The sequence below is a fragment of the Dechloromonas aromatica RCB genome, from assembly GCF_000012425.1.
This window is the reverse complement of the sequence record NC_007298.1, coordinates 3,138,929-3,159,703: the sequence shown is the minus strand read 5'-3', so window position 1 is coordinate 3,159,703 and position 20,775 is coordinate 3,138,929. Positions and strand designations below refer to the sequence as shown.

General features: G+C 57.1%; 20 protein-coding genes. 7 read left to right on the top strand and 13 right to left on the bottom strand.

What is annotated here, in order from left to right; genetic code table 11:
• Nucleotides 1-12 precede the first annotated feature (12 nt).
• Nucleotides 13-1,749 carry a 30S ribosomal protein S12 methylthiotransferase accessory factor YcaO gene (gene ycaO, locus DARO_RS15020; RefSeq protein ID WP_011288660.1) on the bottom strand — a complete coding sequence of 579 codons (1,737 nt, stop codon included), beginning with the start codon at nt 1,747-1,749 and terminating at the stop codon, nt 13-15.
• A gap of 165 nt (nt 1,750-1,914) precedes the next feature.
• Here ycaO and DARO_RS15015 point away from each other — a divergent pair, with 165 nt between their 5' ends.
• The 3 genes from DARO_RS15015 (at nt 1,915) to DARO_RS15005 (ending at nt 4,237) form a co-directional block, all read left to right on the top strand.
• Nucleotides 1,915-2,304, top strand: a complete 390-nt coding sequence (locus DARO_RS15015; protein WP_011288659.1) for a carboxymuconolactone decarboxylase family protein — start codon at nt 1,915-1,917, stop codon at nt 2,302-2,304.
• A 188-nt stretch (nt 2,305-2,492) separates the two neighbouring features.
• Entirely contained in the window at nt 2,493-2,846 is a 354-nt protein-coding gene (locus DARO_RS15010; RefSeq protein WP_011288658.1) for a hypothetical protein, read from the top strand.
• Between the two features lie 59 nt (nt 2,847-2,905).
• Nucleotides 2,906-4,237, top strand: a complete 1,332-nt coding sequence (locus DARO_RS15005) for a TAXI family TRAP transporter solute-binding subunit (protein ID WP_011288657.1) — start codon at nt 2,906-2,908, stop codon at nt 4,235-4,237.
• A gap of 59 nt (nt 4,238-4,296) precedes the next feature.
• Here DARO_RS15005 and DARO_RS15000 read toward each other — a convergent pair whose 3' ends face one another.
• From DARO_RS15000 to pal, 4 genes are read right to left on the bottom strand one after another with little or no spacing between them, the layout of a single operon-like run.
• Nucleotides 4,297-4,737: a hypothetical protein gene (locus DARO_RS15000; protein WP_011288656.1), complete on the bottom strand. Its 441-nt coding sequence runs from the start codon at nt 4,735-4,737 to the stop codon at nt 4,297-4,299.
• On the bottom strand, nt 4,734-5,249 hold the full coding sequence (locus DARO_RS14995) for a DUF3106 domain-containing protein (protein WP_041224438.1): 516 nt from the start codon (nt 5,247-5,249) through the stop codon (nt 4,734-4,736). Before DARO_RS14995 ends, DARO_RS15000 begins: the two co-directional genes overlap by 4 nt.
• Before the next feature lie 2 nt (nt 5,250-5,251).
• The gene (locus DARO_RS22910) at nt 5,252-5,818 is read right to left on the bottom strand and encodes an OmpA family protein (protein WP_198134051.1); all 567 of its coding nucleotides are present in this window, start codon (nt 5,816-5,818) and stop codon (nt 5,252-5,254) included.
• Nucleotides 5,819-5,858: 40 nt separating this feature from the next.
• Nucleotides 5,859-6,470, bottom strand: a complete 612-nt coding sequence (pal, locus tag DARO_RS14985) for a peptidoglycan-associated lipoprotein Pal (protein ID WP_497462983.1) — start codon at nt 6,468-6,470, stop codon at nt 5,859-5,861.
• Between the two features lie 223 nt (nt 6,471-6,693).
• On the opposite strand from pal, the gene DARO_RS14980 reads away from it, so the two are divergent.
• From DARO_RS14980 to DARO_RS14970, 3 genes are read left to right on the top strand one after another with little or no spacing between them, the layout of a single operon-like run.
• Nucleotides 6,694-8,118, top strand: coding sequence for a sensor histidine kinase (locus DARO_RS14980; RefSeq protein WP_041225087.1), 1,425 nt, complete (start codon nt 6,694-6,696; stop codon nt 8,116-8,118).
• Complete coding sequence (locus tag DARO_RS14975; protein WP_011288651.1) at nt 8,111-9,463, top strand: sigma-54-dependent transcriptional regulator; 1,353 nt, start codon at nt 8,111-8,113, stop codon at nt 9,461-9,463. The genes DARO_RS14980 and DARO_RS14975 overlap by 8 nt, the downstream gene beginning before the upstream one ends.
• Nucleotides 9,464-9,513: 50 nt before the next feature.
• Complete coding sequence (locus tag DARO_RS14970) at nt 9,514-9,897, top strand: sulfite exporter TauE/SafE family protein (RefSeq protein ID WP_011288650.1); 384 nt, start codon at nt 9,514-9,516, stop codon at nt 9,895-9,897.
• Between the two features lie 57 nt (nt 9,898-9,954).
• On the opposite strand, the gene DARO_RS14965 is transcribed toward DARO_RS14970, so the two are convergent.
• The 3 genes from DARO_RS14965 to ccoG form a co-directional block, all read right to left on the bottom strand.
• Entirely contained in the window at nt 9,955-12,273 is a 2,319-nt protein-coding gene (locus DARO_RS14965; protein ID WP_011288649.1) for an acetate/propionate family kinase, read from the bottom strand.
• A gap of 181 nt (nt 12,274-12,454) precedes the next feature.
• Entirely contained in the window at nt 12,455-15,481 is a 3,027-nt protein-coding gene (locus tag DARO_RS14960; RefSeq protein ID WP_011288648.1) for a transglycosylase domain-containing protein, read from the bottom strand.
• A gap of 233 nt (nt 15,482-15,714) precedes the next feature.
• The gene (ccoG, locus tag DARO_RS14955) at nt 15,715-17,157 is read right to left on the bottom strand and encodes a cytochrome c oxidase accessory protein CcoG (protein WP_497462982.1); all 1,443 of its coding nucleotides are present in this window, start codon (nt 17,155-17,157) and stop codon (nt 15,715-15,717) included.
• 90 nt (nt 17,158-17,247) lie between these two features.
• Here ccoG and DARO_RS14950 point away from each other — a divergent pair, with 90 nt between their 5' ends.
• A complete protein-coding gene (locus DARO_RS14950; protein ID WP_011288646.1) occupies nt 17,248-17,727 on the top strand; it encodes an Rrf2 family transcriptional regulator in 480 nt (159 codons plus the stop codon).
• Between the two features lie 435 nt (nt 17,728-18,162).
• Here the strand turns inward: DARO_RS14950 and DARO_RS14940 are convergent, their stop codons facing one another.
• The 5 genes from DARO_RS14940 to DARO_RS14930 all read right to left on the bottom strand — a co-directional run bounded on the left by DARO_RS14940 (nt 18,163) and on the right by DARO_RS14930 (nt 20,712).
• Entirely contained in the window at nt 18,163-18,789 is a 627-nt protein-coding gene (locus DARO_RS14940; RefSeq protein WP_011288645.1) for a hypothetical protein, read from the bottom strand.
• Between the two features lie 282 nt (nt 18,790-19,071).
• On the bottom strand, nt 19,072-19,509 hold the full coding sequence (gene yidD / locus DARO_RS22435) for a membrane protein insertion efficiency factor YidD (RefSeq protein ID WP_011288644.1): 438 nt from the start codon (nt 19,507-19,509) through the stop codon (nt 19,072-19,074).
• 94 nt (nt 19,510-19,603) lie between these two features.
• Nucleotides 19,604-20,017, bottom strand: a complete 414-nt coding sequence (locus tag DARO_RS14935) for a hypothetical protein (RefSeq protein WP_198134050.1) — start codon at nt 20,015-20,017, stop codon at nt 19,604-19,606.
• Nucleotides 20,018-20,125: 108 nt separating this feature from the next.
• Nucleotides 20,126-20,320 (bottom strand): hypothetical protein, encoded by a 195-nt coding sequence (locus tag DARO_RS22430; protein ID WP_083761540.1) that lies wholly within the window; start codon nt 20,318-20,320, stop codon nt 20,126-20,128.
• 71 nt (nt 20,321-20,391) lie between these two features.
• Nucleotides 20,392-20,712, bottom strand: coding sequence for a hypothetical protein (locus DARO_RS14930; protein WP_011288643.1), 321 nt, complete (start codon nt 20,710-20,712; stop codon nt 20,392-20,394).
• Nucleotides 20,713-20,775 lie beyond the last annotated feature (63 nt).

Genomic DNA, 20,775 nt, shown 5'->3' with positions numbered 1-20,775 from the left:
TTTCGCTTATTTTCAGCCGTGTACCGCAGCCGGGTGGGCTTTGGCGTATTCAGCCAGCAGCCGCTGGTGTAATTCACAACCGGTCAGCTCGAGTCCCGGTGAAACCAGTCCGAAGAAACGGATTTCGCCATCGATCAGGTCGGTCGCCATGTCCAGTGTGTCCTCACCGTAGAGGCTGACCAGCGCGTCCTCGAAGATGTTCGGGTCTTCCATTTCGAGCAGTGTCGCGATGCACTGATAAACGCGGCGGCGGCCGGCGTCGAGTTGTTCGAACTGGCGCACCCATTCGCAACCTTCGAGCGTTGCATCGGTATCGCCGACGGCCAGCGCCAGCATGGTCTTCAGTTCGCCGATGCGCAGATCGGCCCACAGCGAACCGGCATCCGGAGCAAGGCCGATCAACGCGGCAACCGGGCGTTCGTCGGCGATGTTCAGTTCGTTCAGCAGGTCGAGCAGCTGTCCGCACTGATCGTCGTCCAGTTCGGCCAGATTGAGGATGGCCGGGCGGACGGCGGCGCCGTTGCTGTTGTTTTCCCACTCCAGGTCGTCGATCGGGTAGATCTCGGACATGCCGGGGACCAGGATGCGGCAGGCGTAGACCCCGAGATGGTCAAAGTCGGCGACGTAGATGTCGTGGCCATCATCGTGAATGCGCTCGGCCAGCCAGGTGTAGTCGTCGGCAGTCTTGCCGTTTTCCAGATCGTTGAAGTTCCAGTCGGCGAAGTCGAAGTCCGGGGTATCGCCAAAGAAATTCCAATGCACGATGCCGCTGGAGTCGACGAAATGGATTTCGATGTTCGGTGCGCTGGCCACTTCGTCGAGGTCGAAGCCGGGGGGCGGGAAGCCGTCCAGCGCTTCGAGGGCACGGCCCTGCAGCAATTCGGTCAGGGCGCGTTCGAGGGCGATTTCAAAGCGCGGGTGGGCGCCGAAGCTGGCGAAGACGCCCTGGTCCTTCGGGTTGAGCATGGTCACGCACATGACCGGGTACTTGCCACCGAGCGAGGCGTCCTTGACCAGAATGCCGAAGCCGGCGTCGCGCAGGCCCTGGATGCCGGCGGCGATGGTCGGGTAGCGGGCAATGACGGCTTCCGGCACGTCGGGCAGGCAAATTCCTTCGGCGATGACCTTGAACTTGACATGGCGCTCGAGGATTTCCGACAGCGCCTGGGCGCGCGCCTCGGCCTGCGTGTTGCCGGCCGACATGCCGTTGCTGACATAAAGGTTGCTGATGATGTTGACCGGCACGAAGACCTCGGCGCCGTCACGCTGGCGCACGTAGGGAATGGCGCAGATGCCGCGCTCGAAGTTGCCGGTATTGACGTCGATCAGCGCTTCGGCCGGGATGTTGCCTTCCGGGTTGTAGAAGGCCTGCAGTTCCGGCGTCAGCAGTTCGCTCGGCCAGTCGGAGCCGGTGACCGGGAACCAGCGTTCGCGCGGGTAATGGGCGAATTCGCCGTTGGCCACGGCGTCGCCAAGGTAATAATGATTCCAGAAGTAGTTGCACGACAGGCGCTCGAAATATTCGCCCAGCGCGCTGGCCTGGGCGGCCAGCCTGGTGGCGCCCTTGCCGTTGGTGAACATCAGGTGGCAGGCGCGATTGCGCACATGCACGGACCAGACGTTATCGACCGGGTTCAGCCAGGAACATTCCTCGATATCGAAGCCGCGGGCCAGCAGCTTGGCCTGCATCGTGGCGATGGAGTGTTCGAGCGAGGCATCTTTGCCCGGAATGAAGTGTTCTTGTTGCATCGGGCGTCCTGTCGAAAGAGTAAGGGGCGCAGTCTAAGCGATGGTGCGGAAAAGCTTCGGAGGAATCGTCGCACTGCCGCAAAAAAATGGACGGCCTGGCGTTGCTTTCGTAAGCTGAACGGATATTTCAAATAGACCTAACGTCCAGCTTTCCGGAGAAACCACATGAATCGCGACGAACAGTTCAAACAAGGCTTGCAGATGCGCCAACAAGTGATGGGCGAGGCTTTCGTCGACAAGGCCTTCGCCAATGTCGATGCCTTTACCGCGCCGTTGCAGGAGTTCGTGACCCGCAACGCCTGGGGAACGACCTGGTGTCGTGAAGGACTCGACCTGAAAACCCGTAGCCTGCTCACCCTCTCGATGCTCACTGCCCTCGGTCGTGCTACCGAAATCAAGGGCCACGTGCGCGGGGCCATCAACAATGGGGCGACGATGCGGGAAATTCAGGAAACCCTGCTCCACGCTGCCGTTTACTGCGGTTTTCCACTGGCTATCGATGCCTTTCGTTCAGCGCAGGAGGTGCTGAAGGAGATGGGGGTCATTGAGGGGTGATTATTCAGGGGGAAGGGCGAATTGATGCGGGTTTGGGCAGCCTTGGCGATAGAGATGGTCACGCAATTACAATCTGTGACTGAAAAAATTGAGCGGTGGCGTTAGTATTTCCCGTTTTTCGTGACCGGCGCGCTGTTTTGCCCCCGTTTTGGCTTGGCGCGCAAACTCCACATAATCGGAATTTGTCGATGAAATCCCTGTCCCTGCTTCTCGCTGCACTGCTGGCCGCTCCCCTTCACGCCTTTGCCGTAGATGCCGTCAAAATCGATGTCTACCTGGCTGGCACCCTGGAGCAGTCTGTCTCGCTGGTTGGGCCAAACTCCACCGTGAAATTTTCGCCAAGAGACACGCCAAGCACGACGTGCGAACTGCGCTTGATTGCCCCGGAGCCGGTCATCGTTGAAATGAAAGAAACATCAACCGATGGCAGTAAAGAGGTTGCCGGGCGGGCGAAACTGTTATCGTCAGGAAGTTCGTTCGCTGTCTCAGAGATCAAAGGGGCAAAGTTTCGCAGTCCCTATGTCCTGGTCAGGCGCGACTGAAACAGGCCAACCTGGCCGCCAGGGCCGCAGGCCCGATTTCTACTACTCAGGAATGGCTCATGATCCGTTCTGCTAGACGACTGCTTGGCTCAAGGCCTGTCTGGGTTAAGCAGTTGTTTCTCGGAATGATGATTGTTCTGGGTATTGGTGCCATTGGCACGCTGGTCATCAAGCAGGGTTTGGTCCGCTGGCCGCTGAAAGTGGCGACTGGACCCGCCATGATTGGCGGTGCGGACTTCCTGAATACGATCACAAAGGTATTCGCTGAAGAACGTCCGATCATTCATCTGAAGCGCATCAAGAAAGAGAGTTTCGCTGCCAGCGCCAAGGCCCTGGAAAACGGGGAAGCCGATCTTGCTATCGTCCGCAGCGATATCGCGATGCCGAGCAACGGACTGACGATTGCAGTTCTCCGTCGTGACAATCTGGTGCTGATCGTGCCGGGAAACGCTAGCCTGAGCAGTTTTCAGGGGCTGTCAGGCCAGAAAATCGGCTTGCTCAAGTCGGATTCAGCGGAGCGCAATGAAAGTCTGGTGCGGCTGCTGAATGGCGTTCTGAATTTTTATAATATCAACCCCGAAACGGTTCATCAGGAATTACTGACGCTGGATGAAATTGGTCCGGCCATCGCAAAAAAACAAGTGGCCGGCATTCTTGCGCTTGGTCCATCGGGCACCGGCCCGGTTAGCAAGGCCATCGCCGCAATCGGCAGTGCATCCAAAACCTCACCAAAGTTGATTGGCGAAAAACAGGCGGCTGCCATTGCCAAAACAATCCAGGGTACAGAGGCCAACGAAATCGAAGAGGGCGATTTTGGCGGAGCGAAACCGAAGCCGGAGGAGGCGCTGGAGACCTTGGCCGTCACCTTTCGCCTGGTTGGACGGCACTCGCTGCCCGACTTTGCCACGGGTGAAATTGCACGCCTGCTCACCCTGACCAAGGCACGCCTGATCTCAACCTCTCCTCTGGCCCGGAACATCGAGGCTCCGGATAGCGACGATGGCTCCGGCTTGCCTATCCATCCCGGGGCTGCCGCGTATTTCGAGGGGGAGCAAAACTCACTGGTCGACAGCGCCGTGAGCATCTTCTATTTGATATCGATTATTCTGGGTATTCTTGGCTCGTGCATCGTCTGGTTGTTCAGTGCAAGAAAGTCCGACTCAGCGACAGGCGGTGGCATTGATATCGAGCGACTGGTGAGCATCATGCGCAACGCTCGAAATGCCAATTTGACACTTCTTGATCGGCTGGACGATGAGCTATCCGACCTTGTTATCCGATCGTTTGATCAAGGCAAGGTACCCGATGCGGAGCAGATCGGCATCATCGCAATCGTCACCCGACAACTCGACCTGAGACGCCAAAGACTTCAGGCTCATCCACCCGTTTGAAGCTTCCCGCTGGATCAGTTCCTGGTCTTTGGGAGGCGGAGTGGTTCACGCCCTGAGCTTCACCTTGTCGCCAATGGTTGTTTGGTGCGGCACATTGAACTCAGTTCGTTGAATTCGTGGATCGCGGTTTCCACCCTTTCCGGTGAAGGAGTTTCAAAAATCGTTAACTTTCCATGTGAACCCGGTGTTCTAAGCGAGTAACCGAGCCCCTTGGCATATTCGAATATTTCGAAGTCTGTATTCGATAAGTCGATATTGGCCTGACTGAACCGACTTCCATTCAGCAATTTGGTGATGAGGAGCTGGCATCCGCCAATCAACTCATAGCGATAGGTTGTATTGCGATGATCGCTTGCAGTCAGTCTGCTGATGTTTTCTACAATCTGCATTCTCTCTGGAAAATCAGAATGCTTCGATGTGCCTTGTTTTTCCGAATCACATCCGAACGCGACCAGCGCTGCACAGGTCAGCAGAACCCAGGTGACGTTGCCGGAATTCATTGTTCGGTGACCGTTTCCTGAGGTGCCATGCTCTGATCGGCATGCTTTGGCTCAAGCGTCGCTACGGCTTCCCCGGATTTTGAGCGAGCTTTCCAGGTGGCAAGCGCTTTCATCTTGTCCTGGACCGGTTTTGTTTTGAATGCTTTGTAGTTGCTTCTGGCGATATTTTTCTGGACGCTGGTGACTTCGCTCCATCTCACTAAACGCCGATGGAATCTATCTTTTTGTCTTTGAGAAAGGTGACTGAATTTTCTGGCGGTCGAGCGCCATTTGTCCCGTTGCAAGCTATTCAAAGATGCCCATTTCTCTGCCAGTGGGGCGAGCGCCAACTGCTCCTCCGGGCTTAATCTCTGCCAATCCGAACCTTGGGTAATCAATTCGCTGGCAGCTTCGGGAGGGATTAGTGCAAACGCAATACTGCCAATGCCTCCGCCGATCAGGAACAGCAAAATGAGCTTGATTGCCCAGGATGTCGCTCTCTGAATGACTTGAAAGGATTGGTTTTGAAACACGCTCAGTCTTTCCAGTCGATCTCTACTATCTGGTAACCATTGCTGCATTCTTGCGTCGGGCAAAACTTTTTCTGGAAGCGCTGCCCCATTAGCACTTGTCGAATTCTGGTTTTCTGAATTCCGGATTCCTGCAGTGCGCCAGAGACTGCGCGCAGCTGATTTTCCAGGGCGGCCAATGTGTAGGCGCGACTGCCGGCACCATAGGAAAAAGCCTTGATGACAACCACGGTTTTGGGCCGATTTTTTAGTTCTTGGGCATAGCCGTGAAGTTTCTTGCGGTTCGCTTCGTCCAGGCTCAGTTCGTTCGGAGCAAACGAGATATATCTTTTGGATAATTTCTTTTCACTACGAATGTGGTCTTGCCTGGAAGTGGCAATGAGTGGAGGGGCTTCCTCTCGGGCAGCATCCGGGGGATTGGGCGGTGCGACTTCGCTTGTCGCGAGATTTTGCGAAGGTGCATTTGTTGCTGCCGGCGGCGTTGTGCCGCAAGCACTCAGAAGCAGAAGGATGGCGATGGGCGTTGACCTGCTATCCAATCTGCTTTTGACCTTGCAAAGACGGTCCTTCAAGGTGATGAGAACCGTCTTCGCTACTGAATGCCTTGCCAAATCATTCCCCAGGATAGGCAATGTCCGCGTGGCGATTTTTTGCCCAGGCTGCTTCGTTATGGCCTTCAGCAGCCGGTTTTTCGCTGCCGTAGCTGACGGTTTCAATCTGGTCGCTGACAACACCGTAGGCGCTCAGTGCCTGTTTGGTGGCATCGGCACGACGTTGTCCCAGCGCCAGGTTGTATTCACGGCTGCCTCGCTCATCGGTGTTGCCGCGCACGGTGACCTTTACCCCGGGTCTATTCGCGAGGAATTTTCCGTGAGCTTCGGCGACAGAACGGTATTCCTGCTTAATGGCACTGCTGTCGAGATCGAAGTAGATGCTGCGTTTTGAAAGCGGGTTGGAAGGATCGCGCAAGGCGGCCAGATCGGCTGCGGAAAGGCCACTCGGCGCTGCGGCGACCGGACGAACGGAATCCGGCGCTTTCTGTGGTGTGGTCGTTTCAGTGGGGGCGGTAGCGGTTGTTGAGCAGGCGGCCAACAGGCAGACCGCAGAGGAAAGGAGGGCTAGTGCAATTTTCTTTGACATGATGAATTCAATCTGGAATGAGGTTTGTGCAGAGAGTCGGAGGTTTGAACAGGATTTGATCCATCGACCGTGGGCATGGACCATTCATTGCTAGCACATGGTGTGCCATCGTGTTCTTTTGTAAGTTGTTGATTCCTAAAGGCGATTGATTCGCGCGGGGGATGGGTTTAAGGTGTAGTTGTTGCAATTTGCAACCATGTCCCGATTGGAAATGCCCAGAATGCGCATAAGTAGATGAATAACAATGAAAAGTATGCATCTGCATACCGTTTCATATTGCAACCGTCGATATTTCAGAATGCAACAAATGAAATTGTTTCGCTCCCTGCACTCTAAAATCCTTTTCGGCTATGCCGTGGTGGGACTCTTGTTCGTTGTTTTCGTCGGAACTTCGATCATCCAGTTTCGCGTCCTGAAAGACGAGTTGAACAGGCGTCAGGGGATCGTGTCGTTTTTTGATTTGCTGAGAGATGCGCGGCGCCTTGAAAAGAACTTCCTGCTTTACAAGAAGGAGGCCGATCTTCATGAGGCCGTCGAGCAGGCCAACAAGGCAACACAACTTCTCGAGGCGCTTTTACGTAAGCAGCCTGAGTTGTCGGCTGAAGAGGTCGGTTCGGTCGCGACATATCGCGACAGATTGCTCGATTTTCAAAGTGCGCTTTCTGCACCAGGGCTGTCCGCCGAAATATTGAAAGAAACCTTCGTCGCAGGAAGCAGCGCTCTGCGCTTGGGCGAACGCCTGGATGACGATGCGCAGAGACGCGTCGATGAAGCCATTCGACATCACGAAATCAACCTTCAGCGCATTATCTGGGTGATGCTGGCCCTGGGGCTGCTGGTCGGAATACTGGTGACGCGCAGCGTGGTTCGGCCACTCCGTGAGTTGGAGCGGAGCCTGCAAAAAATCGCCAAGGGCGAGGCAGGGAGAATCGAAGGCGAAGATTCTGGCGATGAGATGGCCTCACTGACGAGATCCATCAACGATACCTTGCATGAGCTGGAGGCGCGACAAAGCACGATGGCCAGGTCTTCTCGCCTGATGGCGCTGGGAACCATGTTGTCAGGTGTTGCGCATGAGTTGAACAACCCGCTTTCCAATATTTCCTCATCCTGCCAAATTCTTCAGGAGGAGATGAACGAGCTGCCCGATGAGCAGATTCGTACCTTGCTTGGTCAAATTGACGATCAGGTCATGCGCTCACAACGCATTGTTTCGGCATTGCTCAATAATTCGGGGAGTGGAAGCCTGGAGCGGAGGAGCCAGAACGTTCTCCTGCTGCTCGATGAAACCTTGACCTTGCTACGCAACCAGATTCCGGCTTCGATTGTGGTGAAGCTTGAGGTGGCGAAAGATGTCGTGGTCGTGATTGATCGTACCCGTTTCCAGCAGGTCTTGATCAATGTGATCAAGAACGCTGCCGAAGCGATCCATAGCGAGGGAAATATTGTGTTGCGAGCCTGGCGAGAGGAGTTTCCAGAAGGGAGAGGAACAACCTTCGAGATTGAGGATGATGGCGAAGGCATAGCCGGCGAGCCGGCACTACGCATCTTCGATCCTTTCTATACAACCAAGCCAACAGGCAAGGGGATAGGGCTCGGTCTTTTTGTGGCAAGTGAGATTGTTACTCAGCATGGCGGGACGATCGCTGCCGAATCGGTCGTCAGCGGCGGTACACGAATCTGGATTCACGTACCGGATGAAGGTAAAACAAGTGGGGAAAGCGATGTCTGAGACAGGAATCCTGGTTGTCGATGACGAAGAAATTGCCCGCCAGAATCTTGTGCATGTTTTGAAGCGCGAGGGCTGGCACGTAGATGCCGCTGCCGATGGCGAGCAGGCAACGGCCTGTCTGGGCAAGCAAACTTATCAACTGGTGCTGACGGATATTCGCATGCCGGGTATGGATGGTCTGGCGTTGCTCAGGCAGATCAAGGCGCAGGCAGCTGATACCGAGGTGATCGTGATCACCGCGCATGCTAGCGCGGGGTCTGCCGTCGAGGCGATGCGAGCCGGCGCATTCTTCTATGTGGAAAAGCCTTTTCGCATTGCCGAGGTACGAAAGATTGTCCACGAAGCCCTGGAGAAGGTCCGTCTAAAAAGCGAAGTTCTGGCGCTCAAGCAGGAGCTGGCCAAAACCAACATGTCTCGCCGGATCATCGCGAGTTCCGAGGCGATGAAGCGCCTGCTCGATACAGCAAGGCGTGTCGCACCAACTGACTGCACGGTGCTGATCCACGGCGAGACGGGGACCGGGAAAGAGTTGATCGCCCGTTATTTGCACGATTGCAGCGATCGATCCGCATCCCCTTTTGTCGCAATCAACTGCGGTGTGTTGTCCGAGGAATTGTTGGCCAATGAACTGTTCGGCCATGAGCGGGGTGCCTTTACCGGAGCCGCTGGTGTGAAAACCGGACTACTGGAGGCGGCTGAGGGCGGGACCTTGTTTCTCGATGAAGTCACGGAAATGCCGCCTGCCATTCAGGTCAAGCTTTTGCGAGTCTTGCAGGAGCGAGAATTCTTCCGCTTGGGCAGTACGCAAGCAATAAAAATAAATCTCCGGATCTTGGCGGCAACCAATCGTAATCCGGAAGAGTCGGTCGCTGCGGGCATCCTGCGTTCGGACCTTTACTTTCGCCTGAATGTGGTGGCATTGAGTATTCCACCCCTTCGCGAACGAAAGGAAGACATCCCTGTGCTTGCCTCTCACCTGATCGCAACTCACGCCCAGAGAATGGGCAAGGCTTTGCCCAGCCTTTCGCCGCAGGCGCTGTCCGTGCTAATGGCTTATGACTATCCCGGCAATATTCGCGAACTGGAAAATATCATTGAGCGGGCGATCGCTTTATGTTCCACGCAGCTCATTGAGCAGGATCTTTTGCCGGCAAACCTGCTCGAGCAAGCGTCTCCGAGTCCGATCGATTCGGCGAGTGGCGGTTTTCAGACTTTGGAGCAGCTTGAAAAAGAGCACATCCAGAAAGCGCTATTGCACTGCAACGGCAACAAGTTTCAGGCAGCAAAGATGCTGGGTATCGACAGGGTGTCGCTCTGGAGAAAACTCAAGTCGTTTGGCGAGTAGGCTGATCTTTTGATATCAACCCATTGTCGTTGAGTGTGAAGGAAATACTGATGCCATCCTGGCTCATATTCATTTTCATTGGTCTGATCGGCGGTCTGGCGGCAGGTGTTTTTGGTATCGGCGGCGGAGTCATCATCGTGCCCGCACTGGTTTATTGGGCCGGCTTCTCGCAACACATGGCAACCGGTACCACTCTGGCCGTACTGCTTCCACCCATTGGTCTTGCTGCCGCCTATGAGTATTACCGACATGGACATGTCGATATCCGGGCGGCCATCATTCTGGCGGCAACGATGTTTCTCGGGGCGTGGCTGGGGGCATTTCTCGCCAATCGGATGAATGCTGAGTATCTTCATCTGATCTTTGGCCTGTTTGTGTGTGGCCTTGGGCTTTTTCTCGTCCGTGCAGCCTGTAAGCAGCTTGGCTGGCTCTAAACGAACAAGGGGATGACCTGGCGGTCATCCCCTTGTTTTTATCCAGTGACTGGTTGCTTAGTGCCGGTTCTGGATCTCTTCGATATAACCCAGCATGCCGGTCTGGATGTTGCCGGCATTGCCCTCGTCGGTGTCGATGTGCATGGCCAGGCGGAAACCAGGGTTAACGCGGACGACGACGTCGCCGAAAATCAACTGGCGCTCGCCTTCAATGCGGACGCGAACGACGTAGTTGTCACGAACGTGGAAGCGCATGGCGTCTTCCGGCGTCATGTGGATGTGGCGCTGGGCGCAGATCACGCCGCGTTCGATGGTCGTGCTGCCGTACGGGCCTTCCAGCGTCACGCCAGGCGTACCGGTCAGGTCGCCGGACTGGCGGATCGGCGGCTGGACGCCGAGCTTGAACTGCTCGGTCATCGCGATTTCGACCTGGGTTTCCTTGCGTGTCGGGCCGAGGACGCGAACCTTGGCGATCCGGCCCTTGGGGCCGACCAGATGCACTTGTTCCTCGCAGGCGAACTGGCCGGGCTGCGACAGTTCGTGCATCGGCGTCAGCTGGTGGCCGGGGCCAAACAGCTTTTCGACATCGCCTTGCGACAGATGCACGTGGTGGGCGGAGATTTCCACGGGGATTGGCGCATCTTCGGCATTGGCCGCGAGCAGCAGGGCATTACGTTCGATGGCGCGCAGCGTTTCCCAGGCGACCAGGCGCTCGTCGTCATTGGCGACGACCAGAATGGTGACCGGTGAATCGTCGGCGGAAATGACGGCATAGCCATCGATGCGGCCCAGGTTGCGATTCTTTTCCTCGTCGAGCTTGATGCCCATGTAGCCAAGGCCCTGGCAGGCCAGGCTGCGCACGGCGGCACTGGTTTCACCGACATCGCCGGTGAAGGCCAGGACATCGATACCGCCCATGGCCGCAACGTAGGCGCCAATGTTCTTGCGGACCTGATAGCAGTAGGCCTTGTGGGCGAGCAGGGCGCGATGGTGGCCTTCGCTGGCGGCTGTCTCAATGTCGTGGATGTCGCTGGAAATGCCGGAGATGCCCTTCAGGCCGCTTTCACTGTTGATCAGCGTGGACAGCTGATCCGGCGTCATCTTGTGCTGTTCCATCAGGTGGATCATCACTGCCGGGTCAATGCTGCCCGAGCGGCTGGGCATGATCAGGCCATCGCTGGGGGTCATGCCCATGCTGGTGTCGACCGAACGGCCATGGTCGATAGCACACAGCGAGGCGCCAATGCCGAGGTGGCAGGAGACGATTTCCAGCTCACCGAGCGGGCGCTTCAGGACTTCGGCGGCTTTCAGCGATACATAGCGGTGCGAGGTGCCGTGGAAACCGTAGCGGCGAATGCCGTGCTGCTTGTAAAGGTCGTAGGGCAGGCCGTAGAGGTAGGCGTAGGGCGGCAGCGTCTGATGGAAGGCAGTGTCAAACACGGCGACCTGCGGCACGTTCGGGAACTGCTTGATGGCGACACGGATGCCGGCGACGTTGGCCGGGTTGTGCAGCGGTGCGAAGAGCGCCAGTTCCTCGATCTCGGCAATGACGGATGGCGTGATGACGACCGAACTGGAGAACTTGTTGCCACCGTGAACGACCCGGTGGCCGATAGCGGTGACGTCTTCCGGGTGGAAGGTGAAGGCCTCGCCGAGCAGGGCGGTGGCTTCCTGCATCACCTTGAAGAGGTCGGAAAGCTTGAACGGTGCATGCTCAATGGTTTTTTGCTGCGGTCCAACCATGACGCTGATCAGGGTCACCTGCTGGTCGGCGTGGTCGATGATGCCGTGCACGTCGGCACCGCTTTCCTCGGTGTCGTAGATGCCGAAATGAATCTGGCTGATGCCGACATTGATGACGACGACCTTGCCCGGCTGGTTGGTGGTCAGCGACAACGCATAGGGATCCGTCGAGCGGGTGATGGCGTTGGCCTGGGCGGTGACCAGATCGACCGACATGGCGCGGGTGCGCTCGGCGAGCAGGCGGGACAGGTAGCCGACGGCCTTCGGGTTGGTCAGGATGTGGGTGTTGAAGACGTCCTGCGGAATCATCAGCACGAAGCAGCGATTGCCGGCAATGACATCGGCCACGATGCGGTCGCCGGTCAGCAGGGACATCACACCGAAGACATCGCCGGTGCCCAGCTGGGTGATCACGGCTCGGGTGCCGGTGTTGTCGGTCATCGAAATCTCGGCATGGCCGCTGATCATGACGCCGATAAAACGGCCTTCATCGCCGGTTTCGAGGATGGCCTCGTTGCCCTCGTAGGTCGCCAGTCGGGACTTGATGACGATTTCCTCGACCTTGTCGGCCGGGAAGTTCTCGAACAGGCGAACCTGTTCAAGGAAGAAACGTTTCAGATCGATTTCACTCATGCTGTTGCTCGCTTTGATCGCTTTATTTTATGCGTCAAAGACTACCATTTTGTTGCGCCGCAGCAAAGTGTGGTTTTTACGGATTATTGGTGATTTTGGATGTTTCCACGAAAGCGGGAGTCCAGTCGATCGGTCGTCTGGATTCCCGCTTTTCGGGATGGATGGAAGGCGTGGCGGTGTTTTAGCCTTTGCACTTGCCTTCCGCCGCGGGGCGATCGGCAACCAGCGGTCGCAAGACCGGTTCCATTTCCTTGAGAATCTGGACCGGCAACGCCGAGGTGAAGTCGTAGGCGGCCGCTTTGGAGCCGGGCACGAAGGCGGTCACGACACCGTAGAAGCGGTCGCCGATGTAGAAGGCAAAGGTCGCGGCACGATTCATGACCTTGGCGCTACGCACGCCACCGTCGGCACCGATGACCTTGGAGCGGTGGTCGCCGGTGCCGGTCTTGCCACCGACCAGCAACGGTTTTTCCTCGTTGTCGCGGTAGGCGTCCTTGATACGTCGGGCGGTGCCGCTATTGACGACGCGGAGCAAGGCGCGCCGGGTAACCTGGGCAACTTCGACCGGCATGACCCGTTCGCCGGCTTCGGGCTGGCGCTTGAGCCGCGTTTCGAACGGGGTGTTGGCCGCAAACAGCAATTCGTCGATGCGCACCGTCGGGCGCCGGATACCGTCATTGACCACGATGCCCATCAATTCTGCGAGGGCCGCTGGCCGGTCGGCGGAGCTGCCGATCGAGGTGGCCAGCGAGGGCACCAGATGTTCGAAGGGGTAGCCCAGGCGCCGCCACTCGTCGGCGATGCGCTCGAAGGCAGCGACTTCGACAACGATGTCGATACGGACCTGCTGGGCATGCTTGAATCGCGTCGAGAACAGCCACTTCGACGCATCGCGGCGAGCCTCGACGCTGGCCGGCACGATGTCCTTGAGCGTGGCTTTCGGTTGGTCCTGCAGATGGCGGACCAGCCACAGTTCCAGCGGATGCACCCGGGCCAGGTAGCCCTGGTCGGCCAGGTTGTACTGGCGCGTGGCGTGGGTGTCGAACAGGCGGCGCAGGCCGGCGTCGGTACCGGCCTTTTCCCCGAGTTGCTTGCGCATGAAGGCGAGGAAGCTGTTGAAATCGCTCTTCGGCAGGACGCTCAGGTAGGCGGCAGCCTGCGGCACGGGCCGGGCGGGAACCGAGTCGCTGAGGACTTCAAGCCGGTCTTCCGGTGCCACGTCACGGTACTTGTGCCAGTAAGTACGCAGGAAGCCGAGGCCTTCCCGTTCGGCAAAGCGGTTGAGGAAGGCCTGTCGGGTCTCCTCGTCGTCCTTGTCGCGCAGGCCGCGGGCCGGCGCGTCGACCGCCTCGTAGGCGTGGTAGTGCACGACATCGTGCATGATCCGGACGAAAACGAGATTGACCGACTGTTCCAGCGCTTCGGCGACGCTCGGTACCTTGCCATCGTCTTCGTGCTTGAAATTGTTGAAGTGGTGAATGCCGCCGCCGGTGAAGAAGGTTTCACCGGGGCTGGCCGAATAGCGGCGCTCCATGGCCGCTTCGAGCAAAGCCTCCAGCGTCATCTCCGGCTTGGCGCGCAAGGTGTCGATCGCCCAGTTGCTCAGACGGTCGGCCGGGTGGCGGGGCAGCTTGGCCAGTTCTGCCGGAGGCATCTGGCTGTAGCGCTGGTGCAGGTCGGTGACGACCAGCAGGTAGGAAACCAGGGTCCGGAACTTGGCGCTGGAGCCGAGATCAAGCTTGGTGCCGGCGTTGATGTCCAGCGGCTGATCGAGATTGTCGGCCTGGATGCGCAGCACGTTGGCGGTCGGTGTGCGCTCGTACAGGGTCAGGCTGTAGTTGACCTGTTTCGGGTCGCCTCGGTCCAGCAACCGGCCTTCCTTGAGACCGGCGCAGGCCAGGAAAGCCGGGTCGGCGAGACGGTTCAGGATACGCGTCACTGCCTGCTGGCTGGGACCGTCGAGGGTGCTATGGACAGTCAGGTCGTAGCGGTCGAGGGAATAGAGGTTCTCGATGTTGAGGAGATCGCCCAGCGTGCCGCGGATTTCGTTGACCGCCTTGCGTTCGACGAAAGAGACTTCTTCGCCGGGGCGGGCCTGACGTGCCGGGTTGATCTGTGCCTGGAGGGCGGCTTCGCGCAGGTCGGCGGGGATCAGCTGGTCTTCAGCCAGCAGGCGGATATAGCTGTCGGTCAGCGCATTGAGGCGCCCCGTCGTGTCGCCGAGCAGGCCCGATGGCCGGCGCTGGGCAACGAACAGGGAGAGTGCCTGTTTGAAGGCTTTGGCCCGCTCGGTGAGGTCGGCCTTGGGGTCGGTCAGCAGTTGATTGGTGCGGGCGAATTCCTGCCCGTACCAGGCCCACAGGCCATCGCCCAGGCCATTGACCTCGCCGTAGCCCGGAATGCCGCCGAGCGGTACGGAATTGATGAAATCGAGCACGATGCGGCGGCGGGCCGGCAGGTTTTCCTCACCATCCTGATAGGCGCGCAGGGCAGCCGACATCATCTGGTGATATTTGTCGTCGGTATCGCGCGTGCGCCCACCGGGGGAGTGGCGGAATTTCTCGATCTGCGTCGCCAGCGTGCTGCCGCCGGCACGGCCGCCACCCATATTGACGTGGCGCAGTGCCTGACCTGCCGCGACCCGGGCCAACCGGCCCCAATCGACGGCCGGATTGCGCTTCGGGTAAGTGGTGTCAAGCAGGTCGCGGTTTTCGATGAACAGCAGCGCTTCGACCAGGACCGGTGGAATAGCCTCGAAGTCAGCGTACTGGACACGCGGATACTGGCTGTCATAGAGCGGTTGATCGTGACGATCGAGAATGCTCAGGCCCGCTCGGGATTTTTCCCGGTAAATGGGGAAATGGCCAAGACCGACAATGTGGCGGAAACCAGCGGATTGCCGGGCCTGGGTGTCGATGATGAACCCCGAACTGGCCAGGCGCGGCAGGAAATTGCTTAGCTGTGCGTAGCCCAGGCGTTGCTCGTACGGGCCGGCGGCTGGAAACCAGATGTCCTTGTCAGCGCCGGATTCCATGGTCCAGGTGGAGGTTTTCGCTTGTTCGGTGAAATAGCGGGCCTGGAAACTGGATTCCTGCAGTTCGATCCAGCCGGCGGTGGCAACGGCGGTACCCAATACGAGGATGCCGAGGGTGAGGTAAAGCTTCCAGCGGCGTGGCCGGGGGCTGTCTTGAGGGGTGAGGCTGGCCATGAGTTGGGGTCAGGACTTCTGTGAAATGGGTCGGAAAGATTCCGCGGTGCAGGCGCCTGGGGCTTTTTTAGGAATATGAAGCAGCGCGGAATGGGAAAATGCATAAGCATTTTGCATGGTAAATCAGTTTTTGAAAGCAGCCGTTACCGCCAGCTTGTAAAGCCGGTATTCTAATTTGAATAAGCCGATCGTCCATCAAGATCGTTCGGCCGGCCGTCAAACCAGTTTGCTGGTCAGGGCATCCAGAACTTCGAGCTTTCGGTGACCGAGACTTTTTCGTCGGCCACGTCGGTCACGCTGAAAGTGATCGGCGTTGCACCGGATCGGGTGGCACCCGGTTCAGCGCTGACAATGGCGCTCTGACTGCCAATCTCACCGCCGGGTACGGTAATTTCGCTGTCACCCTTCAGGCGGGCGCCTTCGACACCGCCAATGCTGATCCGGAACTTCCGCGTCTGGTCGCCGGTATTCATGATCTGCAGGCGATAGGTGTTCTCGATCGAGCCATCGTCCGCTTCCCGGGACAGCACGTTGCGATCCTTCAGGACATTGACCTTCAGCGGCACGCGGGTGGCCAGCGACCAGGCGGTGGCGCCCGTCAGGGCCAGCAGGATTGCCGTGTAGATGATGACCCGCGGCCGGGCTGCACGTTTGATGATTTCCAGCGTCGTAAAGCGCATTGAAACAGCGTTTTCAGTCGAATAGCGGATCAGGCCGCGCGGGTAATCCATCTTGTCCATGACCTGATCGCAGGCGTCAATGCATGCGGCGCAGCCAATACACTCGTTCTGCAAGCCGTTACGAATGTCGATGCCGGTCGGGCAGACCTGAACGCAGATGCCGCAATCGACGCAATCACCCAGGCCCAGGGCCTTGGGGTCGGCCCCCTTGGCGCGCGGGCCGCGGGCATCGCCACGCGCCGTGTCATAGGCGATGATCAGCGTGTCGGGGTCGAACATCACGAACTGGAAGCGGGCGTAGGGGCAGATCTGGCGGCACATCTGGTCGCGCAGGAAGCCGGCGTTGCCATAGGTGGCGAAGGCATAAAAGACCACCCAGAAGGACGACCAGGCACCGGGCGACAGGGTAATCAGATCATTGACCAGATCGTGGATCGGCATGAAATAACCGACAAAGGTGATCCCGGTCCACAGCGAGAAGAGGATCCACGTCGCGTGCTTGGCGCTCTTGATCGCCAGTTTGCGCGGCGACCACGGGGCGGCATCAAGCTTGATGCGCTGCGGCCGTTCGCCTTCGATGACCTTTTCAAACCACAGGAAGATTTCCGTATAAACGGTTTGCGGGCAGGTATAGCCGCACCACAATCGTCCCGCGACGGCGGTAAATAGGAAGAGGGTGAAGGCCCCGAGAATCATCAGCAGCACGAGATAAATCGTGTCCTGCGGCCAGAGCACCAGGTCGAAGAAATAGAACTTGCGGGTGTCGATGTCGAACAGGATGGCCTGACGACCATGCCAGGGTAGCCAGCACAGGCCATAGAAAACGATCTGGGTCAGCCAGACAAAGACCCAGCGCCAGCGGGTGTAAGGTCCGCTGATTGACCGCGGATAGACCTTAGCATCCGGATCGACGACCTGTTTGATTTCAAAGATCTTTTTTGCGGGCTGCTTGGCCATGACTATTCCGGCGATGACCAGCCGGGCGAATTGCGCCACTGGCTGGCATAAGATATAAATAAAATGAATCTTGATGCTATCAACCAAGATCGCTATAAGCAATATTTTAAATGTATCTTTTGAGCGACCATGCGACTGAGTGCCTTTTCCGACTACAGCCTGCGCGTTCTGATGTACCTCGGCGCGCAAACAGACCGGCTGGCGACGATCGCCGAAATTGCCGCCGCCCACGATATTTCAAAGAGTCACCTGATGAAGGTGGCCTATCAGCTCGGGCGAGGCGGATATATCGAGACCGTACGCGGCAAGGGCGGCGGCCTGCGCTTGGCGCATGAACCGCAGGAAATTGTCGTCGGCGAGGTGATTCGCCAGACCGAAAGCGATTTCACGCTGGCCGAATGTTTTGCTGATAAAAGCACCTGCCGGATTCAGGGCGCCTGCTGCCTGCCTGCGATTCTCAATGAAGCCTTGAAGGCCATGTTCCTCGTCCTGGACGGCTACACCCTGGCCGACCTGCTACGGACGCCAGGTAAGCTGATGCCGCTAGCAGGCTGTGATCTGACTATTGGTCAGGGGAAAAAGGCTGCTCCTACATGTATGCGAAGCTAATCTTGCTTGCTTTCGATAGAGGTCACGTTACGGCCCAATGAGACCGACGTTTGAACGTATCTCCGCAACCTTCCCGTCACGAGGTAGCAGTGCCACTTGCCAGCGCCTGAACACGGGCCGGTCATCAGAGTTTCGAGAGCAGAAAATGAACTCCGTCCTGTCGTGAACGTTGTTTGTCCATCCCCTTGCGACCGACTTGCACTCGAGTCCGACGGCCTTCAGTCGATCCTTTGCGGACTCTATAGATGACCCTATAACGATCTCTCGCTCGACCAGCGCCTGGAACTGACTCCGGTCGGAGGGCAAATCAGCGGCAGACCCAGCGGTGGCTTGACATGCGACGAGAAGGACTCCGAGGTAACTGACCTGCACGGCTTTTTGCGCAGCTCCAGTTGGTCGCCGGGTTGGGCCTACCGTGGATAGCGCCCATATCAGCTACGGAGAAATTCTTTCCGCAATTGCCAGGGCGCGTTTGGCACCACTTTCGGAAAACATTCCTTTGGCAACCCTGTTGCGGATTTCCGTTGCCATTGCTTTATAGGCAACAGTACTCAAGTCGCGGGTCATTTTTGCAAGTGACTGAATACTATCTGTTAGCGCCTTCTGCTTTTCAGCATCCGCCCCAGAGGTTTTGTTGGTTGTGGAAGGCGGCATAGATACATTAGTCATCGCCGAAGCAATAGAGATCACCTCGACCGAGGCTTCAAGGCTGTCCAAAAACTCCTTTTCGTAAGCTCGTGGTTCCTTCTTGAATGCTCCGTCATACCGAGCAGCTAAAGGCTGCAAGAGCTTGGGAACCTCAGGAATCTTCTCGCTGCGCTTCATGGACTCCAAATAGGAGTTCAGTACCGCCTTGACCCGCGTCGGCTCAAGGACTGATTGAAGAAGCGCGCCATTCTCTCCATCGGTATATCGAATTACCTGGTCCGGGTTGCGAGCCTGATGACTTTCGTGAAGATAGAAATCTGATACGTAGTCGTAATAGGCATCGGCCGCGTAGGACTGATGGCAGAGAACTAATAATGAGGTGAATATGAGGATGCGCGTCAGACGCCAAGTCATTGTTCGATAGCTCCTGAGAGAATGGAACGGAAGGCACACTGTTTGAATTCACCAGTCAGCGAGGTATTCCCACAGGTAGGGTGGAATGAGTGGTTAGCGCTCATTGCACAATGAGCTCATATGCGATGTCTTGACGAGTGGGAATGTAGCGGTTGCCAAAAGCAAGACTAATGCGTTGCGAAGCATGAAAACTCCTTGATAAGCGCTAATGTTTGAATTGAGTGGCCTGCGCGGCTTTTTGCGCAGGTTCGCTCGAATGATGGGTTGGGGCGCGGAGGGGATTCAAGTACGGTTTTCTTTTTTGCCTTCGACGTTCGGAGGGATGTACACGTATTGCTCTCCCTCTTGACTCTTCCGATTTCGGCTAGGCCAGTCGCAGCTTCCACAATCGCAACAACTAGCGAAATCGCCCAGCGAAATGCACCCATCAATACTTGGAACATCACAGGGGAAATCACAGCCAACGTCGCAGAATCCTTGCTGTGAGTGAAGGATGCGGTTACGCGGTTTTGTGTAACGCCGATGAACCACTCCGCACAAATAGGTGCGGTGCCTAAGAACCGTGAGGCCAGCGAGAACGCCGTACCTACGCACGGCTCTGAAACCGAGAACCGAGCAACTCTTGTGCCCTGTGTGTGTGCGATACGCGCAGCAGAAACCCTTGTGCGGGGATACGTAGCGTTGGTATACGGTGATTGCTGCAAGGACAAGTTTGCGCATACGAGCTAAGCGCCCCAACGTTATAGGTAAGGGGCACGCGGCTTGCAGCGTTTCCCAGCGACCGAAGGAAGCGCCTTGAGCGTAGGGTTAGGGTTCAATATGGCTGCCATTGCTCCTGTCCTGTAAAGACATACTGCTTGCCAACTGACAACTGACCTTCCCCTCGAATGGAAGGCCAGTCAATTGAAAACTGGTAGATGTATTCGGGTAGCACGAAGTAATACTTCGCTTGCATATCTACTACAACGGTATGTCGCTCGAAGAATTTCGACATCCAGCTAAAGATCGCAAAGCGCGAGCACGCAGAGAACCCGAACAGACAACCCCATGCATGACCGGGAAAAGCAGCGCAGTCAATCTTTACCAAATGATAGGAATCTCCGTGAGGAGGCTCGCCATCATATGTAATCTCGATGGAGTGCCGACCGTCAGGAGATATAAGTTCGTAGTCTCCCATCCCGGCCCATTGAAGGCGATTGTCTTCCGTGAATTGAACGTGCTTAGTCACCAAGCCGCTGACTCCTAACGTGCAAGCTCAGCCGACGGCAGACAGCGTAGCTGGCTGACGGTCGGCTGGAGCGGGATGTTAGAGATGGGTTGGTTCATGGCTGCCAAATTATGCCAATGCAATTGTGATTGCGGTGAAAGGAATTACTGCACCAACCGTTGCAACGAAATATTTGTTGTGTGGAGTTGAAGCTTGAGGAGGGTAGCGCCCAAGCGAAATTGCACGCAGGACAAGCCAACCTGGCCAATAGAAAACACCAACAAGTAGGGTTTCTACGATGATGAAGAAAATGGCGTCCAGCATTCGTTCTCTAACGTGCAAGCTCAGCCGACGGCAGACAGCGTAGCTGGCTGACGGTCGGCTGGAGCGGGATGTTATGCGTTGCCTGCATTTTTGAACGGTTGCATTACTTCTAGCCAGTATGCGTCGAGTGCCCACCAGAGGGTTTCTTCGTATTGCCCATCTTCCCCTTCTGGTGTGCGAGGAAACCAATCGATGAACGAACCCATACCTGCCCGCCTTAGCAAGGCATACTTTTCACAGACGACTGCATCCTTTTTTGCTTCGAGGGCGCCGACGCATTCTTTCAATTGCTCGATCCAAAATGGGGCATGGCCATGTTCTTGGCAGAACCTGAGCAAAGCTTTTGTGGCGCGTACTTGTCCAGGCGTGAACTTGGATTTGGTATGACTCATCAGCGAGTGATCCTAAGACGCATAACGTTCAGTAGACACCTTTGCAGGTGTCTACTTCCTGAA

Coding starts and splice junctions, on each gene's coding strand:
- ycaO (WP_011288660.1), bottom strand. CDS start 1,749: ATGCAACAAGAACACTTCATTCCGGGCAAAGATGCCTCGCTCGAACAC.
- DARO_RS15015 (WP_011288659.1), top strand. CDS start 1,915: ATGAATCGCGACGAACAGTTCAAACAAGGCTTGCAGATGCGCCAACAA.
- DARO_RS15010 (WP_011288658.1), top strand. CDS start 2,493: ATGAAATCCCTGTCCCTGCTTCTCGCTGCACTGCTGGCCGCTCCCCTT.
- DARO_RS15005 (WP_011288657.1), top strand. CDS start 2,906: ATGATCCGTTCTGCTAGACGACTGCTTGGCTCAAGGCCTGTCTGGGTT.
- DARO_RS15000 (WP_011288656.1), bottom strand. CDS start 4,737: ATGAATTCCGGCAACGTCACCTGGGTTCTGCTGACCTGTGCAGCGCTG.
- pal (WP_497462983.1), bottom strand. CDS start 6,470: ATGGTCCATGCCCACGGTCGATGGATCAAATCCTGTTCAAACCTCCGA.
- DARO_RS14980 (WP_041225087.1), top strand. CDS start 6,694: ATGAAATTGTTTCGCTCCCTGCACTCTAAAATCCTTTTCGGCTATGCC.
- DARO_RS14975 (WP_011288651.1), top strand. CDS start 8,111: ATGTCTGAGACAGGAATCCTGGTTGTCGATGACGAAGAAATTGCCCGC.
- DARO_RS14970 (WP_011288650.1), top strand. CDS start 9,514: ATGCCATCCTGGCTCATATTCATTTTCATTGGTCTGATCGGCGGTCTG.
- DARO_RS14965 (WP_011288649.1), bottom strand. CDS start 12,273: ATGAGTGAAATCGATCTGAAACGTTTCTTCCTTGAACAGGTTCGCCTG.
- DARO_RS14960 (WP_011288648.1), bottom strand. CDS start 15,481: ATGGCCAGCCTCACCCCTCAAGACAGCCCCCGGCCACGCCGCTGGAAG.
- DARO_RS14950 (WP_011288646.1), top strand. CDS start 17,248: ATGCGACTGAGTGCCTTTTCCGACTACAGCCTGCGCGTTCTGATGTAC.
- DARO_RS14940 (WP_011288645.1), bottom strand. CDS start 18,789: ATGACTTGGCGTCTGACGCGCATCCTCATATTCACCTCATTATTAGTT.
- yidD (WP_011288644.1), bottom strand. CDS start 19,509: ATGCGCAAACTTGTCCTTGCAGCAATCACCGTATACCAACGCTACGTA.
- DARO_RS22430 (WP_083761540.1), bottom strand. CDS start 20,320: ATGCTGGACGCCATTTTCTTCATCATCGTAGAAACCCTACTTGTTGGT.
- DARO_RS14930 (WP_011288643.1), bottom strand. CDS start 20,712: ATGAGTCATACCAAATCCAAGTTCACGCCTGGACAAGTACGCGCCACA.